The sequence below is a fragment of the Butyricimonas sp. DFI.6.44 genome (assembly GCF_022132345.1).
Classification (GTDB): domain Bacteria; phylum Bacteroidota; class Bacteroidia; order Bacteroidales; family Marinifilaceae; genus Butyricimonas; species Butyricimonas muris.
Genome location: NZ_JAKNJD010000005.1, coordinates 50,348 through 70,513, shown reverse-complemented (window position 1 = coordinate 70,513; position 20,166 = coordinate 50,348). Strand labels below are relative to the sequence as shown.

The 20,166-nt window shown below is 45.1% G+C and carries 18 protein-coding genes; 5 read left to right on the top strand and 13 right to left on the bottom strand.

From position 1 onward, the window contains the following. Nucleotides 1-4: 4 nt before the first annotated feature. Nucleotides 5-1,636 (bottom strand): S8 family serine peptidase, encoded by a 1,632-nt coding sequence (locus tag L0M98_RS08300; protein ID WP_227215532.1) that lies wholly within the window; start codon nt 1,634-1,636, stop codon nt 5-7. Between the two features lie 423 nt (nt 1,637-2,059). On the opposite strand from L0M98_RS08300, the gene L0M98_RS08295 reads away from it, so the two are divergent. After that, nucleotides 2,060-3,052 carry a PCMD domain-containing protein gene (locus tag L0M98_RS08295; protein WP_227215531.1) on the top strand — a complete coding sequence of 331 codons (993 nt, stop codon included), beginning with the start codon at nt 2,060-2,062 and terminating at the stop codon, nt 3,050-3,052. A gap of 161 nt (nt 3,053-3,213) precedes the next feature. Here L0M98_RS08295 and lgt read toward each other — a convergent pair whose 3' ends face one another. Both lgt and L0M98_RS08285 read right to left on the bottom strand, forming a co-directional pair. Next, the gene (gene lgt / locus L0M98_RS08290) at nt 3,214-4,050 is read right to left on the bottom strand and encodes a prolipoprotein diacylglyceryl transferase (protein ID WP_227215530.1); all 837 of its coding nucleotides are present in this window, start codon (nt 4,048-4,050) and stop codon (nt 3,214-3,216) included. Next, nucleotides 4,047-4,640: a hypothetical protein gene (locus tag L0M98_RS08285; protein ID WP_227215529.1), complete on the bottom strand. Its 594-nt coding sequence runs from the start codon at nt 4,638-4,640 to the stop codon at nt 4,047-4,049. The genes lgt and L0M98_RS08285 overlap by 4 nt, the downstream gene beginning before the upstream one ends. Before the next feature lie 409 nt (nt 4,641-5,049). Between L0M98_RS08285 and L0M98_RS08280 the strand changes: the two genes are divergently transcribed. Further along, complete coding sequence (locus L0M98_RS08280) at nt 5,050-6,549, top strand: IMP dehydrogenase (RefSeq protein ID WP_186976581.1); 1,500 nt, start codon at nt 5,050-5,052, stop codon at nt 6,547-6,549. Nucleotides 6,550-6,674: 125 nt separating this feature from the next. Here the strand turns inward: L0M98_RS08280 and L0M98_RS08275 are convergent, their stop codons facing one another. From L0M98_RS08275 to L0M98_RS08265, 3 genes are all read right to left on the bottom strand, one after another. Next, entirely contained in the window at nt 6,675-7,862 is a 1,188-nt protein-coding gene (locus L0M98_RS08275) for an ATP-binding protein (protein WP_227215528.1), read from the bottom strand. 105 nt (nt 7,863-7,967) lie between these two features. Next, complete coding sequence (locus tag L0M98_RS08270; protein WP_227215527.1) at nt 7,968-8,459, bottom strand: GNAT family N-acetyltransferase; 492 nt, start codon at nt 8,457-8,459, stop codon at nt 7,968-7,970. Nucleotides 8,460-8,477: 18 nt separating this feature from the next. Then, on the bottom strand, nt 8,478-9,314 hold the full coding sequence (locus tag L0M98_RS08265) for an endonuclease VIII (protein ID WP_099293227.1): 837 nt from the start codon (nt 9,312-9,314) through the stop codon (nt 8,478-8,480). A 95-nt stretch (nt 9,315-9,409) separates the two neighbouring features. Between L0M98_RS08265 and L0M98_RS08260 the strand changes: the two genes are divergently transcribed. Next, nucleotides 9,410-9,673 (top strand): GNAT family N-acetyltransferase, encoded by a 264-nt coding sequence (locus tag L0M98_RS08260; RefSeq protein ID WP_099294667.1) that lies wholly within the window; start codon nt 9,410-9,412, stop codon nt 9,671-9,673. Between the two features lie 3 nt (nt 9,674-9,676). Here L0M98_RS08260 and L0M98_RS08255 read toward each other — a convergent pair whose 3' ends face one another. Beyond that, a complete protein-coding gene (locus L0M98_RS08255) occupies nt 9,677-10,411 on the bottom strand; it encodes a dolichyl-phosphate beta-glucosyltransferase (protein WP_227215526.1) in 735 nt (244 codons plus the stop codon). A gap of 11 nt (nt 10,412-10,422) precedes the next feature. Continuing rightward, entirely contained in the window at nt 10,423-13,470 is a 3,048-nt protein-coding gene (locus L0M98_RS08250) for a tetratricopeptide repeat protein (protein WP_227215525.1), read from the bottom strand. 651 nt (nt 13,471-14,121) lie between these two features. Between L0M98_RS08250 and dnaK the strand changes: the two genes are divergently transcribed. Then, nucleotides 14,122-16,029, top strand: coding sequence for a molecular chaperone DnaK (gene dnaK, locus L0M98_RS08245; RefSeq protein WP_186976571.1), 1,908 nt, complete (start codon nt 14,122-14,124; stop codon nt 16,027-16,029). 112 nt (nt 16,030-16,141) lie between these two features. Here dnaK and L0M98_RS08240 read toward each other — a convergent pair whose 3' ends face one another. Further along, nucleotides 16,142-16,747, bottom strand: coding sequence for an ATP-binding response regulator (locus tag L0M98_RS08240; RefSeq protein ID WP_227215524.1), 606 nt, complete (start codon nt 16,745-16,747; stop codon nt 16,142-16,144). A gap of 141 nt (nt 16,748-16,888) precedes the next feature. Between L0M98_RS08240 and L0M98_RS08235 the strand changes: the two genes are divergently transcribed. After that, the gene (locus L0M98_RS08235) at nt 16,889-17,035 is read left to right on the top strand and encodes a DUF5684 domain-containing protein (RefSeq protein WP_227215523.1); all 147 of its coding nucleotides are present in this window, start codon (nt 16,889-16,891) and stop codon (nt 17,033-17,035) included. On the opposite strand, the gene L0M98_RS22760 is transcribed toward L0M98_RS08235, so the two are convergent. The 4 genes from L0M98_RS22760 to xseA are packed head-to-tail and all read right to left on the bottom strand — an operon-like array spanning nt 17,014 to nt 20,149. Further along, a complete protein-coding gene (locus L0M98_RS22760; RefSeq protein ID WP_441301364.1) occupies nt 17,014-17,247 on the bottom strand; it encodes a hypothetical protein in 234 nt (77 codons plus the stop codon). The two genes, L0M98_RS08235 and L0M98_RS22760, sit on opposite strands and share 22 nt — an antisense overlap. A 13-nt stretch (nt 17,248-17,260) precedes the next feature. Continuing rightward, on the bottom strand, nt 17,261-18,637 hold the full coding sequence (gene dacB, locus L0M98_RS08225) for a D-alanyl-D-alanine carboxypeptidase/D-alanyl-D-alanine endopeptidase (protein ID WP_227215521.1): 1,377 nt from the start codon (nt 18,635-18,637) through the stop codon (nt 17,261-17,263). Continuing rightward, nucleotides 18,634-18,831 (bottom strand): exodeoxyribonuclease VII small subunit, encoded by a 198-nt coding sequence (xseB, locus tag L0M98_RS08220; protein ID WP_099293239.1) that lies wholly within the window; start codon nt 18,829-18,831, stop codon nt 18,634-18,636. The genes dacB and xseB overlap by 4 nt, the downstream gene beginning before the upstream one ends. A 10-nt stretch (nt 18,832-18,841) precedes the next feature. Continuing rightward, complete coding sequence (gene xseA, locus L0M98_RS08215) at nt 18,842-20,149, bottom strand: exodeoxyribonuclease VII large subunit (RefSeq protein ID WP_099293241.1); 1,308 nt, start codon at nt 20,147-20,149, stop codon at nt 18,842-18,844. Between the last annotated feature and the right edge of the window lie 17 nt (nt 20,150-20,166).

Below are 20,166 nucleotides of genomic sequence, written 5' to 3'. Positions count from 1 at the left end.
CCTTCTATTTTTTCTCTTTACACAATTTTTCTGCCAATTTCACCGATCCGAGGGCGTTCAATATTCCCCCGGAAGCACACAAATCCTCGAAATACACCTTGTCTTTTCCCAGAGCCTTAATCCCCGCGGGACGGGTTACCTCCACCCCTCTCCGGGATGTAACCCCATCAAGCAACACCTGTTTCAACTCCTTCACGCTCAATTCCGGGAAGTAATTCCAAATCAGGGCTGCCACCCCCGCCACCACGGGAGCCGCCATGCTTGTTCCGGTAAACTCCTTGTACTGATTCCCCACGATCGTGGAATAAACAGCTCCCCCCTGCGCGAACAAATCGACCTCATCCTTACCGAAATTGGAACTGTTCACGGGCATCCCGTCCGCGTAAGAGTTACCCACGTTAATCAAATTCGCCACCGTCTTCCCGTTACTCAAATACCTTGTCGGATAATCATAAGCATCATTCGTGCAACGACCGTTATTCCCTGCCGCGTGCACAACCAACACCCCTTTCTTTTCCGCGAACCGAAGAGCCGCGTCCAGCCATTCCCTGTGCATGGAAACAGAACGTCCCAAGCTGATATTGATAATATTAGCCCCGTTCTCCACCGCGTACCGGATAGCCGTGGCAACATCCTTGTCATACTCGTCGCCGCCGTCCGTACACACGCGCAGGCTCATCAACCGCACGTCGGCAACCCCATCAATACCCACCCCGTTATTCCGTGTCGCACCGATGATTCCCGCCACGTGAGATCCATGCTCGTGAGGCGTCATCGCGGCATTGCCGTAGAAACGATCTTTGATATTATTCAGGTCATCCCCCACGCTCTTCCGCCCGTCCGCCTCGTAAGCCCGGAGTTTACTATTATAGCGTCCCTCGAAAGTCGTCAAAAGCGTGTGCCGCAAATTCAACATCTGCTCCCAGTTATACTTGGGAGAATATTTCCAACGATCAAGATAATATTCAAACGCTTTCTTATCCACCGCATTCTCCAACTTCTCGCCCAAGGCGACAAAATGCTCCTTGCCCAACTCCACGCCGGGATACATTTCCTTCAACTGCCGATCGAACCCGTCCATACGTTCCGAATAAGTCTTCACGTTTATATAAGTGTTATAAGCATCGGCCAATTCAGATATTTTGGGCAATTCATTCACGTAATAACAATAAAGAGCCCTATCTTTCTTCGACAAGCGATTCGTGTCCACCCCCTCGAAACGCTTTTTCAGATACATATAATACCGGTCCGCTTCCGCCGATATCGTCTTTACCGTACCCCCATCAGGAGTTCCCAGAAAATTCCATCCATGCACGTCATCCACGTACCCGTTCCCGTCATCATCAATCCCGTTACCCGGAATTTCACCCTCGTTTACCCACAAACTCCCCCGCAAATCCTCGTGCGCGATATCCGCCCCACCGTCTATCACTGCCACCACAACCCGCCGCTTCGGCTCACGTCCTTTCAGATAATCGTAAGCATCATACACAGCTGCCCCGTGTATTCCATCCTTCTCGACAGACCTCAAATGCCAATCATGAGGCAAATTCTTCTTCGTCCATACCGTTTCCTGCCCTTGCACCATTCCACACAAGCACATACAACAGGACAACATTACATACCAATTTTTCATACAAACATTCTTTTATTCATTATACAAATCATCCATGTATTCCTCCCTCTTGCAACCTCCCGAAAGCATAACGAACAACCGACAAAAACGGGGTACACTTACAATTGAAAATGGAGAATTGAAAATTGAAAATTAGCTTCACGAGTTTAAAATTGCCATAATTTTTAATTAGTGGCATGACAAACTCTCAACCCTTGCTACACTTAACCTACTCTTTACCTGCCCTTGAATTGGTCTTAACCCGATGGGTCGGTATACATGTTTGCCGGAATACTTCTCGCTTGTTCTTCTTAATTTCAAACTCGCAAAGCTAATTTTCAATTCTCAATTTTCAATTTTCAATTATATCGGCATACTTCTTGCATGACAACCTAAAGGTTTATCCGCCGTAAAAGATATTCGAACAATAGAAAACAAAATAAAATGAAGAAATTGGTATACAGTAAAGCGATAAAGACTTTATGTCTGGGTATCATCTTGGGAACGAGTATGAACGGTATAGCCCAAACAGCCCCACCGGTCACGGAGAAACTGATTCCTTACGGGGATTTCAACAGTTGGATGGTCCGAATCATCGACGAATCATTCGTTATCGGCGGAAACACGAAAATCCTTTACGAGGTTGCCCCCGTAGATACCATTCGGGGTGCCGTTCCGTACAACAGTTCCCCCGTATCCCCTTGGCGTACATCCAACGTGATGGCAAAAGTCAGCGGTGTCACGAAATGCAGTATCTCCGTGTTCCCGGAGAAAAGAGGCGACGGACAATGCGTGCGCCTCGAAACACTCATGGAAAACTGCAAAGTGCTGGGACTCGTGAATATCACCGTGCTCGTGCCGGGTACTATTTACCTCGGGGAAATGCTGGAACCCATCAAGGATACCAAAAACCCGCAAAGCAAACTGAACGCCGGAATCCCTTTCACGGAAACCCCGAAAGCTGTCGTACTCGATTATAAAATGTACATTCCGGAAACCGACCACCGGATCAAAGCCACGGGATTCAGTAAAATAGTGGACGTCCCCGGGCGTGACTCCGCCGAGATATACGTGATATTGCAAAAACGCTGGGAAGATGCCAACGGCAACGTGTTCGCCAAACGCGTCGGCACCGTGGTAGAACGTATTTCGGAAACAAACCCCGACTGGGTAAACAACCACAGGCTGGAAATCCTGTACGGCGACGCCACCGGACAACCGGGATACAAACCTTTCATGCAACTAATCCCCAAAGAGCAATCCCTCTATTGCATCAACAGCAAAGGCAAATCCGTACCTATCGAGGAAGTAGGCTGGGGGAACGCTGACGACCAACCGACTCATCTCGTTTTCCGTATCTCCTCCAGCTACGGGGAAGCGTACATCGGCTCCGTCGGTAACAAATTCTGGGTAGACAACGTGCGATTGGCATACTAACCCCTACCCTTTCCCTACCCCTTCCTGCCCTCATGAACGTAGCATAAACGTATCATGAACGTAGCATAGTCGTAAATCTGCGTTCATGATGTGTTCATGCTATATTCATAATGCCCTCTTGAGGTAGCAAATCCATAGCCCCAAGAGCGGGAAAAGAATAACTAACCGTTTCCACGACTTACCCGCCAAGCGAATAACAAAAACAGCATCCCCGCAAAAATAAAAGGAATACTCAACACCTGTCCCAAATCCAGTGACATCTGTTCCTCGAAAGACACTTGACGCTCTTTCAAAAATTCCAACAGGAAACGGGCACAGAATACCACCACGAGCATCCCTCCCCACAACATCCCCGGGTAACGCCTCAACCCCACCCGTCGGTAAAGCAACATGTTTCCCCCGAAAATAGCCAAATACACCATCGCCTCGTACAACTGTGCCGGATGCCGGGGTACACCATCCACCCGTTCGAAAACAAAAGCCCAAGGCACACTCGTCCCGCTCCCGACAATCTCCGAGTTGACCAGATTTCCCAACCGTATAAAACAAGCCGCCAACGGCAACACCAAAGCAATCGCATCCAACGTTCGAATAATCTTCTCCCCCGTTACCCGGGAATAAATCACCAACGCCACAATCCACCCCAGCGCTCCCCCGTGGCTCGCCATCCCCTCGTAGCCCGAAAACACGTAGCCTCCTCCCGGCAATTCCCTGACAGGCAAAAAGATCTCCAACGGATGTTTCCAGTAATAATCATACTCGTAAATCAAACAATGTCCTATCCTCGCCCCGAGAAACAAACCCACCAAACTCAACACCACCAACACCTGCAAATGTTCCCACGGCATCCCGTTCCTCTCGTACACCCGCTTCAATATCCACACGGACAACACTGTCCCCGCGATAAACAGCAGGCTGTAGTACATAATCGGCACCCCCAACACCTTAAAAGCCACCGGCTCGACATTCCAACGGATAAACATCATAACAAAATTCATTCTCTATTTCTTTGGAACTTATCCCGTTCAGTCACTTCATGCCAATATATTTTATCCCAATCCCTCCCCAAACGTTTATTAATCCTTGCTACGGCTTCTCGATTCATACGTCTTTCGTCCTCAACATTTCCCATGCACCCGATATTAATATAAAGTAAACCATACCTTAACCCGACCAAACGTAAAAAACTGTCTTGATAAGCCGGACAACCCACATAATATAATGTATCACAGCGCCCCTTCTCCCCTTCCAAAGAACATACTATATCATCGAACGTAATATTCACGCATATGGAATCCACATTCCCACTCCGGTATATCTTATATTTAATATCAGGAATACAATTATTCACGCAATAAACCTCCACTTCATACTCTCGGGTAGGTGCAGGAAACCAAAACCGAAAACTACCTGTACTATCGACATTTATAGATTGGTAAACCGTATCTGCGACAATCATTTTAATCAAGCAGCCTTTCCAAAACCTCTTATCTGTCAATGTCCCATGTACCAGTGGAGTTGCTTGCCCAACAGCACATAATGTCGAATAAATCCAAATAAACCCGATAAAAATAATTTTCCACGACATAACTTTTTTGAATTAAAATACTTATCCACAATAATTCCACACTATAAATAATCAATTTGAATCAAAGGTACAAAAAATTCACAAATATAGACACGACAGTACCAAATCCGTGAAACGAATTTCTCCAAAATCACTAAATATCTCCAGAGTTCCCACGGTAATCCTAAAGTGATACTGCCTCATCCCAGTCACAGCACGGATATTCCCCCGTTACAGCCCCCTTCCCCAAGGGCGCAACAAGCGCGAGCGAAGCGACTTGCAAGTAACGTGAGGTATTATTACCCTAGGAATACGGTATATTTTCCGTGAAATCAAGACACGATAAAAAATAACCTTACACACTCTGATTATTCGGCGGATTTTACTATCTTTGCCCAATTTTTAATCAATTCGTATAAAGATAAACTCTATGGCAATCTATTTGGACGATGTATCAAGAACTTTCGGAGAATATCTGCTTATTCCCGGTTTAACCACGAAACAGTGTATTCCTACCAATGTTTCATTGAAAACACCTTTGGTGAAGTATAAAAAAGGCGAAAAATCGGCTATCGAGCTGAATATTCCTTTTGTTTCCGCGATTATGCAGTCGGTTTCCGACTCGGGACTGGCGATAGCGCTTGCCCGTAACGGCGGATTGTCATTCATTTTCGGCTCGCAACCCATCGAATCGCAAGCCGAAATGGTTCGCAAGGTAAAGAAATTCAAAGCCGGATTCGTTACCAGCGACTCGAACATCACCCCGGAAGCCACCTTGGCTGACGTGCTGGCTCTCGTGAAACGGACGGGACACACCACCATGGGAGTGACTGACGACGGTACCCCGAACGGCAAATTGCTGGGATTGGTAACCAGCCGGGATTACCGCGGGGAGAAAGACCCGAAAGACCGGAAAGTAAAAGAGTTTATGACCCCGTTCTCCAAACTAACCGTGGGAGAAGTAGGTATGACTCTCAGCGAAGCGAACCAAATCATCTGGGATCACAAGCTGAATACATTGCCCATCATAGACAAAGACCAGAAGCTGGCTTACTTCGTGTTCCGCAAAGACTACGATAGCCACAAGGATAACCCGAACGAACTGTTGAACATGACGGACAAGAAATTACTTGTCGGTGCGGGTATCAATTCACGGGATTACAAAGAGCGGGTTCCCGCTCTCGTGGAAGCAGGAGTAGACGTGTTGTGTATCGACTCGTCCGACGGATTCTCCGAGTGGCAAAAAGAAACTTTGCAATGGATTAAGGAAGAATACAACGGCAAAGTACTCGTGGGAGCCGGAAACGTGGTAGATCAAGCCGGATTCCGTTATCTGGTTGAAGCCGGAGCGGACTTTATCAAAGTAGGTATCGGCGGCGGTTCCATCTGTATCACCCGCGAGCAAAAAGGTATCGGACGCGGACAAGCGACTGCCGTTATCGACGTGGCAAAAGCCCGTGACAAGTATTTCGAAGATACCGGTATTTACGTGCCTATTTGCAGTGACGGTGGTTTGGTACACGATTACCACATGGTATTGGCTCTTGCCATGGGTGCAGACTTCTTGATGATGGGACGTTACTTTGCCCGTTTCGACGAGTCCCCCACCAAAAAATTAATGGTGGGAAACAACTACGTAAAAGAATACTGGGGCGAAGGTTCCAACCGCGCGCACAACTGGCAACGTTACGACATGGGCGGCAGCGAATCCTTGAAATTCGAGGAAGGAGTGGATAGCTACGTTCCCTACGCGGGAAAATTGAAAGATAATCTGGACGTAACCATCGGAAAGATTAAATCTACCATGTGCAGTTGTGGGGCAACCACTATCCCCGAATTGCAGAAAAACGCCAAGATCACGCTGGTTTCATCTACCAGTATCGTGGAAGGCGGCGCTCACGATGTAATCTTGAAAGATCACAATAGATAAAAAAACACGAGTTTATCAGGCAACATACTATAAACTCACACAAAAATACCCGTTGGAAAGATAAACTGGTCTTCTCCAACGGGTATTCCTTTGAACAGGAAAATACAGCAAAGATTCTCCGTTAATTATTCAAATAATTTTGTAGGATTAATACTTAAAAAATCCTCGGCTTTCATTCCTCCATCTCCCACAACCATAGTCATATAAGGATTATACATTTTCCGAATTTCCTCAAGTCCGGCATTATACTTTTCTCTGTTACTCTTCACTTCTATAGCAACTATACGACTTTTTTTCTGAAGAATATAATCAACTTCCTTATCACGTTCCCGCCAATAAAAAACTTTATATCCACCAATAAAAGCGTTACTAATAATATGAGCTCCAATTGCCGATTCAAAAATACGTCCCCATTCTTTACTATTTATAACAGCTTCCTTAAAAGTCAGATCTCCGTAAATATTTTTCAAAGCATTATTATAGACTTGAAATTTCGGAGCACTTGCCCGCTGACGAGAATGGTCAATCGTGAATTTTTGTAATCCGCCAAGTAGTCCACTATCCCCGAGCAAATTCAGATAACTGGCTAAAGTTGTTGTATTACCAGCATCTTGTAACGCTCCGACCATCTTCGTCAATGAAACTATTTCCCCGGAATAAGATGAACCTAATTCAAAAGCCTGTCGTAACAGAGCGGGTTTTCCTACCGGAGAATCATACAAAATATCCTTATTAATTGTAGCGTCAATAATTGCACTATTTATGTACTGACTCCAACGTTCTTCATCATCAATCAAAAATGCTGCACCCGGGTAACCTCCAAAAAAGATATACTGCTCTAACGTCATACCAAAAGCATCCCGCATCTCGGGATAAGACCAATGAGTCATTCTAATTTCCTCAAAACGTCCCATCATTGAATCCGATAATCCTTTTTCCAGAAGCACCCGCGAAGAACCAAGAAGAAGAACTTTAATATTTATATCATTAAATGTATCCTCATCCCACTCCTTCTTTACAACCTCACTCCAATTCTTTATTTTCTGAATTTCATCAATCACTAAAACAAATTCAACATATTTTTCTACACGCATTTGAGCTCGAGCCGTGTTCCAACAATCGGATATCCAAGACACTTGAGTGGCCGGAACATTATCTGCAGAATAGATTTGGAACGGAATATCCAAATCCTTTAGAACTTGTTTGACAACAGTTGTCTTTCCAACTTGCCGAGGCCCCAATACAACTTGCAAGAAATGCCTTGACTCCTCTATTCGCTGTTTTATAATCTGATACTGCTCTCTTTTATACATACATAACAATTTACTCAATGGAGTGAGTATTTTTACTCAATAATATATGCAAATATATGAAATATCCTCTACTCTACAAACACCACTTAATATAATATCACCTATTTATTCTCCATCATATTCCAAGTATTTTACCATCTTGTAATTCTTCAGGAATAAACGGTTGGCAGGGTAACTCTGTTCTTCCTCCACCACGAACCCCAATTTCCGGAAAAAAGGATAAGCCGTGAGGCTCACGTCGGCAGTGATTGCCGATACTTTCAAGGCACGGGCTCTTCTCTCCATAAAACCGTACAGGGTTGAAGCGATACCTTGCCCTTGAAAATCTTTATGCACGAACATGGAATTCAAATATCCTTTTGCCGACAGCGCGGCAAATCCCAACACATGACCGTCCTCATCTTCTACCAGCAAAGTGTAATAAAAATACACGATCCTCTCCCAACGTTCGTCATTTTCCCCGCAGGAAGCCCAGTCGGCCACTTCTTCTGCCGTGTAATCCTGTCGGTTCACAGACAAGACGGTTTCCCGGAATAACTGTTTCAAGGCAGGAATATCCCGGATAGTAGCTTTTCGTACACACTCTATCGCTCTCATATCGAACGAATTTAAGTATCAGTATTTCTGACAGGTGTTACAATAATAGATACTTCCTCCCATGTAATTTTCTTTCAATATCGTATCGCCGCAACGAAGACAATGAGTCCCGACCGTATCTTTGGATAAATAAGAAATATATCCTCCCTTCCGGTCAAACAAATCTTTCTCCGAGCTACGACCACCTTTCTCAAGCATTTCACGCGTGGTATCTTTCACGTGATGATACAATTCTTCCCGCTGCCGCACGGATAGAGTAGCGATCTTCGTTTTCGGATGAACACGGGCATTGTACAGGATATCCTGTAACACCCCGTTTCCCAAACCGGGAATCATCTGATCCGTCGCCAGAAATGCTTTGGCGCTCTTGTTTTGCACGTCCCCGGCGTTAATCAATCCCAAGAAATACTCCTTGGTAAAAGCATCCGACATCACTTGCGGCTTTGTTCTGGCGCAACTATAATAGGCGTTCAACCCGCCATCGAACGAGTCGCCCGCGAAACAAAGTATTCCCCCGTACATGCGTACGGAAACGATGATACAACTTTCATCTTCGAACCCCACGAGCAACTGGTGTTTGTCCGGCAATTTCGCCCCCGGTGCATAATAACGTAAATTCGCCCCATCCGTGAACACAAGTTTTACATCCCCCGCGTTTACCTGTACCATTCCCCCGTAAGCACATGACTCTCCCACGATTTTATCTTGCAACATTTCGGGATACTCGTCCGGGTTTCCACAAGAAAAAGTGAATTTATGCGGCGTGTGACGCACCAATACATAAGTAACACGCTTCCCTTTGATCGTTTCATTCAATTGCCTTGCCAAACAAACTGCTTCCGGTGCTTCTATCATATCATTCTGTTTTATTGTTTTATTTTCAAATATAGAATAAAAAAATGAACCATAACATTCTTTTTATTACTTTCGTACACGATAAAAAAGAACTTATGAATTACAAAATCACTCACTACCCCAACAAACAGCGGTTTGAAATCGAAATCGGAGGCATGACAGCCTACGCGGAATATTATTTACACGACGGTAGTCTGGATATCATCCACACGTTTGTACCCCCGGCATTAGAGGGACAAGGCATAGCCGGGGCATTGACCGAAGCCGCCTATGAATACGCGAAAGCCAACGAGTTGAAACCCAAAGCGACTTGCTCTTACGCTGTCGTCTGGTTAAAAAGACACCCGGAATATCTTTGATTTTCATTTCGCCATGTACTGGCAGTATATATTAAACAACTCCTTCGGCATCTTCAATAAATGGGTGAATTTTATACGGCTATCGCCTTTCTCCACCCACGTGTCGAGAGGTACCTCGTGAATGATTTTGTCGTAGTCGGCATGCTCCTTCCGTACCCGCAAAATCAGTTCCACGTCAAAGAGCCATTTGGAATTAAAACTATCTTTAAAAATCACGGGTACCAACTCGCTTTTAAATAATTTCGCCCCGCATTGGCTGTCATACACGGGAAGCTGATACAGCACGGAAACCAACGTGGCGAATCCCCGCCCCAAGTAATGACGATACGCTTTACGCTGCACGTTTGCCCCCAACCGTTTCAACCGGACTCCCATCACCATCTGTACCCCCTGCTTATACTCCATCTCTTCCGACAGCAAATGCAAATCTTCTAACGGGGTAGCCAAATCGGCATCCAAAAAGCCTATCGCCTTGTACCGTCCCAACGAAGCCGCGTACAGCATGCCACTCCGCACGGCTTCCGCCTTTCCCCGGTTGTCGGCGTTATCCACCAGCAGGAACCGTTCCGGTTCCGAGGCCACAGCCCGGCGCAAAACCTCGGAAGTGTTATCCTTACTCCCGTCATTCACGAAACAGAAATCAAATCTCTCGTCGTGCCTCACGAAATCACGGAATTTGGATACTTCCAAACGTTGGGATTCGTTATAACAAGGTATTATAATACATATTTTTTTCATCGCGTCTCTTTTTATAATCGGATGTCGCCCCCTTTGGACAGTACATTCTGCAATTCCGAGGCTTCCCAATCGTGAGGATCAAGTTCCGTGGCTCTCTTCGCGTATTCCAACGCCGAAGCACGCCGCCCCTCTGTCAATTCGTACAATCCCCACAGCAACATCAACTCGCTATCCTCTTTCACGTCCTTCATTTGCAGTAACAATTCACGTGCTTCCGCCGACTTTTTCTGTTGCAAGAAAGCCCGTATCTCAATCTTCCGCAAAGTAACCTTATCCCGTCCCTGCTCGTGCAGCAAGGTTGTAACCTGTTCCAGCATTTTGTAGTTCTTCACCCGGCAATAACACTCTGCCAGTGAAAGTAATACCTTCTCGTCCGCTTTCTTTGCCCGTACCACCTTTTCGTACGTTTCGATAGCTTTCGCGTAACTCCGGTTACGTTTCAGAATATCACCGCCTAACGCCAGAGCCTGATCGTTACGCCCGTTATAACGCAACGCTTTATTCACTTGCTCGAGGGCTTCTTTATCCTTCCCTTCAGTGTAATAAATCAATCCTTTCAAATAATAGGACGAAGAAGCCACGTCATTCTGAGCCAACATACCATCGACAGCCTGATGCGCCGTGGCATAACGTCCCACCTCCAACGCACTGAGAGCCTTTATATTCAACGCGTCCATCAGTTGAGGCTGCCATTTCAACGCCTCCCCAGCACAACGTAAGGCATCCTCGTGTTTGTGCGCGCTGTAATACATTCTCGCCAACCGCATCCACATCTCCTCGTTCCACGGGTGGGCTTTCAAATAATCCTCCAGTTCCGCCTCGGCTTCCGCGTATTTCTTTTCCTTTTCCAACAATATCGCCCCGTAATCTTTTTTGGAAGTACGTTCCCCGATCACGCACATGGGCAAACCATCCACATCCACGGAATGAAGGAATCCCTCTTTCACGGGGAAAAGCCCGTTCTTCAACTGGTAACTATTGATATACACGTTACCGAATATCATATAATCCCAATCTTTACTATACTTGTCGTAATATCGGCTGTAAATCACCGTCACGTTCGTATCCTTCCGGAAATAGTGTTGCAAATTGGCACTGTGATTCGTGACGATCGTGACCGGACGTCCCTTGTAATCCACGTTCGCCTTAAACCAATCCACTCCTTTTTTCAAAGAATTATAATAGTAATCTGTTTCGTAATCACCATAAGCACCCTTCACCCCTCCTACCAGTTCGTTAAAATAGACGTAATCATTCGGGTGGTTCACTGCCATATGCCGTGCCGGCAGGAAAAGCAAACCGATAAACCCGAACGCCGACACGAGTTTCAGGTATTTGGGAGCCACGGACAGCAACAATGTCCAGAAACGGGCAGCCAGCAACACCATGAACGGCATAACGAACAACAAATGCCGGATTCCGCCATATAAATTCGATTTCTGGTAAATCACCCAGAACACGGGAAACACCAGTGAAAACAGGATAAAGAAAGAGAGTAATGAAAACTCTTTCTTCCTCGAAACCATAAAAATAAAGTACCCGAAGAAACCGATCACCACCACCAGCGGCGACGCGATCATCAAGTATTTCGGGGCATAATGCACGGGCAACATATTGGACATCATCTGTTGTCCCTCGAATATGGTACGCAACCCGATATTATAATTCGTGAACTCCTTCAAAGAAAAGACCACGTTCGTGAAAGGACGAGCCATGGCAAAAGGCCACGTGACAATAGACAAGAAATAGCCGACAAACAACACGATCACGATAAGAAACAGGATATTCTCCACCTCTTTCCGGTATTTCAAGAACTTGTAAAATTCCTTGAAACCTACCCAAAGGATATAGAATAAACCTCCGTACATCACCAGATAAGGAAACAGGAGCAAACCTCCCGAACGAGTCCCCAATGCCAAAGCGATACCCAACACGGCACCAATGACGTGACGCAGTTTTATCACGGGATAACGATCGAACAACCGGACAAAATAAAATATAGCAACCAAATATCCCACGGCAAAAGGTATATCCTTCAAATTATTCATGCTATGCCCGAAAAAACGCGGCGAGAAGAAAAGCATCAGCATGGACAGCAAACCGCATAATCCACCCCCGAAACGCAATCCCATCAGTCCGACAACGATAACCCCCAGTACCCCGACAAAGGCACATACCACGTGCCGCACGGCGTACACGTCATCCGCACCGATCACGTTTGCCACGACAGCCGCCACGACCTGCATCGAGTTCCCGTAAAGATGTAATGCCGTTTTCGGTTGATTCAGTGCCGCCTTATCCCCTTTCGTGAAATAATCCAACACGTAACCGGAATGACGGTGGTCTACAAATTCATCGCCACTAATCCCGTAATCTTTGCTCACGTAAGGCATATAGAAAAACACGAATACCCCGAAAAGCAACATCAGCATACGATAGACCATATCCCGTCGGGCACGATTACCGGAATCGAACAACGTGGTAAAAAAACGACCGGATACCAGAAATTGAAACGGTACCCGCCACAAATAGTTGACAGCCGGATTAGAAGTCGCGGTTGTTTCCTTCCAAGTGACCGTTGTCTCCAAACGACTGAATTTCACGTATGCTTTCTGCAAACTATAACTTACCGCCCGCAACAGGTTATCGTCCAAATCCTGCCCGGCGTATGATCGCATGAACAAAGACTTCTGCCCGATCAATACCGGAGAATCCGTGATTACCCGATCCCCTCTCCACAATGCCACATCCATAAAACCGAACCATAATTTCCGTTTTTGTCCCGACACGTAATACAAGTGATCTTTCCGGCATAACTTACGATATGCCTGCACAAAAGTTGACAAAGTATTTACCGCCACCCGGTCAAGATCGACCAACATGACCTCGTCAGCATCCACGTTCTGAAGTGTCTTCAAGAACTCTTCATGACTACATCCCGACCTCAACAAAACAAAGTTACTCCGAAAGTCATTACCCGAATCCAAGGGGGATTCAAGAAAATCTGTATTTCCGCTAAAACCAATCACTTGGATAGCTTTGTTCACGTTCTCTTCCACTATAATTTCTTTTACACAACAAGTTATATTATCTTCTAGCCTGATTGAATCTCTTCTAAGGGGATAAATATAATAAAAAACTTTATAGCAAACATCATTCTTAAAAAGTATTTAATATGCATATTTTTATCACCTTCCAAAAACATGACAAGCATCTAATACCTAGGCATTTCCGATATACTGCCCATGTATAAGTATCTCTATTTCAATGCATCTTCAGATTAAAGACGTTTCAAAGACGTTCGTGAACGTCTTTGAAACGTCTTTGTATCGAAGGTGTAACGTCTTTGATCCCTTATTACATCGGAACTACATCGAATATTGTATTGGGATTCAACACAATAACATTTTAAGGGAATGACAAAAAACCGAGAAAGTTTACTTTCCGGTAAGAAAACAGCTTCCCGCAAGCCTCAGATTGCATCGTCATAAAGATAACATGACAAACCGGACAGAACGTTACAAGGATCAATTCTATATCCAAGCCTCATCTATGACAAATCGTGACGTTCTGTCAGTAATCATGTCATTAAATATTCCAATTTTCCGGCTGGCACACCGTTTGATAAAAGATTAATGTTCTTGAAACTATTCGAGGACAAAGAACGAAAAACAAGTATTGAAAATAATAACATTATAATATTAAACAATATGGGAAAGATAATTGGTATAGATTTGGGAACCACGAACTCTTGCGTTGCCGTAATGGAAGGTAACGAACCCGTGGTGATCCCTAACAGTGAGGGAAGGAGAACGACACCGTCTATCGTCGCTTTCGTTGACAATGGCGAAAGAAAAGTAGGTGACCCCGCGAAACGTCAGGCGATCACGAACCCGACGAGAACAATATATTCTATCAAACGGTTCATGGGTGAAACCTATGATCAAGTAGCAAAAGAAATTAACCGGGTAGCTTACAAAGTGGTACGCGGTGACAATAACACCCCGCGTGTCGAAATCGGTGACCGGAAATATTCTCCGCAAGAGATTTCCGCGATGATTCTTCAGAAAATGAAGAAAACCGCCGAGGACTATTTGGGGCAGGAAGTTACGGAAGCGGTAATCACCGTACCCGCGTATTTCAATGACGCTCAACGTCAAGCCACAAAAGAAGCCGGAGAGATTGCCGGATTAACGGTTAAGCGTATTATCAACGAGCCGACGGCTGCCGCTTTGGCCTACGGGTTGGATAAACAAGACAAAGACATGAAAATCGCTGTCTTCGACTTGGGTGGTGGTACTTTCGATATTTCTATCCTTGAATTGGGTGACGGAGTATTTGAAGTAAAATCAACCGACGGTGATACTCACTTGGGTGGTGATGACTTCGACGACGTAATCATCAACTGGCTTGCCGACGAATTCAAGAAAGACGAAGGCGTGGATATCCGGAAAGACCCGATGGCTCACCAACGCCTGAAAGAAGCGGCAGAAAAAGCGAAAATAGAGTTGTCAAGTTCCACGTCAACGGAAATCAACTTGCCGTATATTTTCCCGGTAGACGGAATGCCCAAACACTTGGTAAGAACATTGACAAGAGCTCAATTCGAGCAACTGACCGACCAACTGGTGCAAAACACGATCGAACCATGTCGCCGTGCCTTGAAAAACGCTAACATCAGCGCTTCCGAGATTAGCGAAGTGATTCTGGTAGGTGGTTCTACCCGTATCCCGGCTGTCCAGAAAAAGGTACAGGAGTTCTTCGGCAAAGCCCCGTCAAAGGGTGTAAACCCGGACGAAGTGGTGGCAGTAGGTGCCGCTATCCAAGGTGGTGTATTGACCGGAGAGGTAAAAGACGTGCTGTTACTTGACGTAACCCCGCTTTCTTTGGGTATCGAAACGTTAGGTGGCGTGATGACCAAATTGATCGAGTCCAACACGACCATTCCGACCAAGAAATCAGAGGTATTCTCAACGGCTGCCGATAACCAACCGTCAGTAGAGATCCACGTATTGCAGGGAGAGCGTCCCATGGCAAAAGACAACAAGACAATCGGACGTTTCCACTTGGACGGTCTACCACCAGCCCCGCGCGGTGTACCACAGATCGAGGTAAGTTTCGATATCGACGCCAACGGTATATTGAAAGTATCTGCCAAGGATAAAGCTACCGGAAAAGAACAATCTATCCGTATCGAAGCATCATCCGGTCTTTCGGACGCTGATATCAAGAGAATGAAAGACGAGGCTTCCGCTAATGCCGAAGCTGACCGGATTGAAAAGGAACGTATCGACACGATCAATAAAGCCGACAGTATGATCTTCCAAACCGAAAAGCAATTGAAAGAGTTTGGAGATAAATTGCCCGCGGACAAGAAACAACCGATTGAAGCCGCTTTGCAGAAACTGAAAGACGCTCACAAGGCTCAAGACGTTGCCGCAATCAACTCGTCAATCGATGAATTGAACAACGTGTTCCAAGCTGCATCACAAGAGATGTATAACGCCCAACAACAAGCCGGCGGACAACAACAAGGTGCACCTCACGCGGAACAACAACCGAACAATGGTGGTAAAGATCAAGAAGTAACCGACGTTGATTTCGAGGAAGTGAAATAAGAAAAAAGGGGCTGAAAAACAGTCCCTTTTTTAGTCCATAAAATTCGTAAGATTTATAAAGTCTATAAGGTAATAATGCCACTTTATAAACCTTACGAATTTTATGGACTATTTATTTAAGATATTTCGCTATCGTTTCTTTTAACAAGTTAGCTGATAATGGTTTTGTCAGATAATCATTACATCCGGCTTCCAATGCTTTCACCCGGTCGTCATCAAAAGCGAAAGCGGTTAAGGCTATGATTGGTACCTCTTTAGATTCCGCCCGAATCACACGGGTTGCAGCCAAACCATCCAGTACCGGCATTTTTATATCCATGAGGATAAGGTCGGGGTTTGATTGTTTGAATAAATCTATTGCTTCTTGCCCATCCCACGCGTGAACCAATGTGTAAATTTTTCCGATAATAGCTTTCAATAAAAGGTAATTACTCTCAACATCTTCCGCGACCAGAATTGTTCTACCGGCACTTACGCTTTCTTTTGTTTCATTATTTTCCATATCGTTCATTCCTGTTTCGATTGCAATTTCTTGATAAGGAATTGTAAATTTAAAAATAGAACCTTTATCCTCTTCGGATTCGACAGATATATCTCCGCCCATTTTTTCAACCAGCATCTTACATATCGCCAATCCTAATCCCGAACCTTGGACAAAGGTATTCAATTTTGTGAAACGATCAAAGATTGTGGTTACTTTTATCTTTCTACCGTTCAAGTGTAAAAACTTTATAAGAATATAGCAAAAAACTTTTGCAGAACATTCAATTTTTATACTTTTGCGCCATATTTAGCATGTGTGCTAAACGTGGAATAATATTCATTCAAACTATAAATGTTTAATTAAAAATTCAAAATTATGGTCGGATTAATTTATCTGCTTATTGTCGTTTTGATGTTGGTTTCCATGTGGAAAATCTTCGAAAAAGCCGGCAGACAAGGTTGGGAAGGTATTATCCCTATTTACAACATTTACGTGATGCTTCAAATTATCAACAGACCGTAGTGGTGGCTTTTGATCATCATTTTCGTGCCGATTGCAAACCTCGTGTTTTCTATCATCATGTTACACGAGTTCCTTGCCAAATTCGGTAAAGGCGTCGGATTCACGATTGCAACCATTTTCTTCGGTTTCATCACGTTACCGATGTTGGCGTTCGGAGATGCCACTTTCAAAAACGAATAAACGAATTTATAAAGTTCATAAGGTGCATGCATCTTATGAACTTTACTAACTGTTTGCCAGTTCTCGCAAAAAATCCCGTATAGTTTCTTGAATTTTCACCGAGTCTCCCGTGTAGTTATTCACGAATATGGTGAATGCCAATGTTTCTCCATTCCGTGTTGACAAATATCCGGCCAAGGCACGCACTCCAAACATAGAACCCGTTTTCGCTCTTAAATTACCGCCTAATACCGGATCGGCTGAATATACACGCAGCCCCCTGTCAATACCGCCTCGGGGTAAGGAAGCAAAAAAAGAATCTCCCAAATGACTTTTCGCCCATAATAGCAAATCCGTGATTACCTCTGCAGGCAAGGCATTGGACGGAGAAAGCCCGCAAGCATCCTTTATCGTGATTCCCGTTGAATCAATGCCGATAACACTTAATTCTTGTTTCACCGTAGTTTCAAAATCCGAAGGGTTTACCAGCGCACCCAATGCTTCGGCAAAGAGATTCACGCTATTTTTATTCGTGTAGAAAACGATTTCTTTTAGTAACGGAGATTCAACAGTAAACCATTCGCGACATTCGGTAGAAACACCTTTTTTCTTTTCCACGATAATGTTTTTCGCTTTCAATTCTTTCTCTATCTCTGCCCGAAAAACCGATGCCGGTTTATGCATAGCTCCTTTCACGGCAAAAGAAGAACGGTTGGCAGGTATAGTTCCTCGCACCAACAGCACGGAAGCCTCCGGACCACCATATATCCACGCGTCATCCTGTTGCTTCACGGAGGCTAAAACCTCATTTTGTAATTTCACTCCCGGTACTGACGGGATGACAGATACGACACGGGTACGTGTTCCCGGTTTCCCGGATGCCAAAGTGACCGTGTACGTGTTATCCCGATAATTGAACGGGTGATACAAAGCCCCGTAGTAATTGGCAATATCCTCCCAAGGCCACGAACCCGGAATATAGGGTTGTTCCCCCTCGCCCTGAATAATAACGGCTCCTTCGATACGTCTTATACCCAGTCCGACGATCGAATCCACCAAACGTTTCGTAAAGACAGCATCTTTGAAATACTTCGAATCAAGACAGGGATCACCCCCGGCTTCTATAACGATATTTCCTTGAAGGAGCCCTTCTTTTATCTCTCCCGTGTAAAATACTTTAGTTTGATAGGTCAACGAGTCACCTTTCAACTTCAAAGCCAACGAGGTGGGCAATAGCTTCAACACGGAAGCCGGACGCAAAGCCATTCCGGGGTTATGTTCATACACGACTTCGCCGCCAGCGACATTCTTCACGCTCACGCCGATCGCCGCATGTTTCAGTCCCTCCTGCTGCCACAAGGCTTGCAATTTATCGGGATTCTGCGCTATTCCTTGACCAAGTGTCAACAAGAGAACAATAACGGTTCCCCAGAAGTTCATCATTCGGCAATGGATTTCAACACCTTGTTTACTTCTTCCTCCGTACTGTGTAATTTCTCTTTACAAAATTCGACAAGCACGGCTATCCGCTTTACTTTTTCTCGTAACTCGTCTACATCCAACTTATTTTCTTCCAAGAGTTTTACCAAGTTCTCAATCTCCTCCATCGCTGATTTATAGGTCAAATTCTCTTCCATAATAATTCCTTTATTTATCTATATCTTTAACTTCACTTCGTATCACACCCTTAAACAATTCCGTTTCCAGAATATCTCCATCCCGCACGAGAACACTGTCCCGCACGGCTTTCCCGTTTACACGGGTAATAGAGAATCCCTTCTCCAGTATATTTTTCGGATCGGCGTATTTCATCTTGGTTTCCGCCAGTTCCAGAAAATAACGGTTTGCTGTCAGTATCTCCGCGACTTTCACCCCGAATTGTGTTTTCAATCGTTCCAAATAATTCATTTGATTCCCCAGAAACAATTCCGAGGCATGATTGGCACGTCGGGAGCCCAGAATCAAACGGTTTTCCTGTCCCTCCAAAAATAAACGGGTGAACTGTTTTAATTCGGTAATCTTTACCACTTGCCGAGTTTTCTCGTCCTGCAACAATCGTTTAGCTCCCCGCATCAAACTCTCTTTGGCTATTTCCAAGCGTCCCTCCGCTTCATTGAATCGTTCGATCAGGAATGCTGCTGCCGCCGTGGGAGTCTTTACACTACGGTACGCCACCCGATCGACAATAGTTTCATCCCGTTCATGCCCGATGCCCGCAAGTACAGGAATCGGGAATTGTGCTACATTTGCCGCCAAGTCATACGAATCAAAACTTCCCAAATCCGTTTGAGAACCACCACCGCGAATAATAACCACCACGTCGAAAAGCGACTCGTACTCATATATCCTTTCCAGAGCGGCAATCACCGATTCCGTTGTTTTCTCCCCTTGCATAACGGCAGGGAATAACTTGGTATGAAAGGCGTAACCGTACACGTTCCGATGCAATTGATCCGTGAAATCCCCGTACCCCGCCGCTGTCGGAGAGGATATCACTGCTATCGTTTTCGGAAGCATGGGTAACTCCAACTCCCGATTCATGTCAATCACACCCTCTTGTGTCAAGCGGTCGATAATTTCTTTTCGCTTACGCTCCAAATCACCTACCGTGAAAGTAGGATCAATATTTTTTATATTCAGTGAATAGCCGTACAGCTCGTGAAAAACGATCTCCACGCTGACAAGGACTTTTATCCCTCTTTGCAGGGATTTGCCTGTCGTTGTTTCGAAATACGGTTTCAACATCCGATAGGTGAAAGCCCATATCGTTGCTCTTGCCGTGGCAATAACGGCATCATCCCCCTCCCGCTTCTCCACGAGTTCTAGGTAACAATGCCCCGAACGATTCTCTTTCACGTCCGCGATCTCGGCAATCACCAAGAAAGTATCCGGGAAACGGTTTTTCAACTCTTGTTTCACCAGACTGTTTAATTGATATAAACCGATAGGAGTCATTGAAATTTTAGAGTTTA

Bases quoted from the DNA above. Each gene is read 5' to 3' on its own strand.
- L0M98_RS08285 (WP_227215529.1), bottom strand. From the start codon at position 4,640: ATGTCGTGGAAAATTATTTTTATCGGGTTTATTTGGATTTATTCGACA.
- xseA (WP_099293241.1), bottom strand. From the start codon at position 20,149: ATGACTCCTATCGGTTTATATCAATTAAACAGTCTGGTGAAACAAGAG.
- lgt (WP_227215530.1), bottom strand. From the start codon at position 4,050: ATGAATTTTGTTATGATGTTTATCCGTTGGAATGTCGAGCCGGTGGCT.
- L0M98_RS08270 (WP_227215527.1), bottom strand. From the start codon at position 8,459: ATGAGAGCGATAGAGTGTGTACGAAAAGCTACTATCCGGGATATTCCT.
- xseB (WP_099293239.1), bottom strand. From the start codon at position 18,831: ATGGAAGAGAATTTGACCTATAAATCAGCGATGGAGGAGATTGAGAAC.
- L0M98_RS08235 (WP_227215523.1), top strand. From the start codon at position 16,889: ATGGTCGGATTAATTTATCTGCTTATTGTCGTTTTGATGTTGGTTTCC.
- L0M98_RS08295 (WP_227215531.1), top strand. From the start codon at position 2,060: ATGAAGAAATTGGTATACAGTAAAGCGATAAAGACTTTATGTCTGGGT.
- L0M98_RS08255 (WP_227215526.1), bottom strand. From the start codon at position 10,411: ATGAAAAAAATATGTATTATAATACCTTGTTATAACGAATCCCAACGT.
- L0M98_RS08275 (WP_227215528.1), bottom strand. From the start codon at position 7,862: ATGTATAAAAGAGAGCAGTATCAGATTATAAAACAGCGAATAGAGGAG.
- dacB (WP_227215521.1), bottom strand. From the start codon at position 18,637: ATGATGAACTTCTGGGGAACCGTTATTGTTCTCTTGTTGACACTTGGT.
- dnaK (WP_186976571.1), top strand. From the start codon at position 14,122: ATGGGAAAGATAATTGGTATAGATTTGGGAACCACGAACTCTTGCGTT.
- L0M98_RS08265 (WP_099293227.1), bottom strand. From the start codon at position 9,314: ATGATAGAAGCACCGGAAGCAGTTTGTTTGGCAAGGCAATTGAATGAA.
- L0M98_RS22760 (WP_441301364.1), bottom strand. From the start codon at position 17,247: ATGCATGCACCTTATGAACTTTATAAATTCGTTTATTCGTTTTTGAAA.
- L0M98_RS08300 (WP_227215532.1), bottom strand. From the start codon at position 1,636: ATGAAAAATTGGTATGTAATGTTGTCCTGTTGTATGTGCTTGTGTGGA.
- L0M98_RS08260 (WP_099294667.1), top strand. From the start codon at position 9,410: ATGAATTACAAAATCACTCACTACCCCAACAAACAGCGGTTTGAAATC.
- L0M98_RS08280 (WP_186976581.1), top strand. From the start codon at position 5,050: ATGGCAATCTATTTGGACGATGTATCAAGAACTTTCGGAGAATATCTG.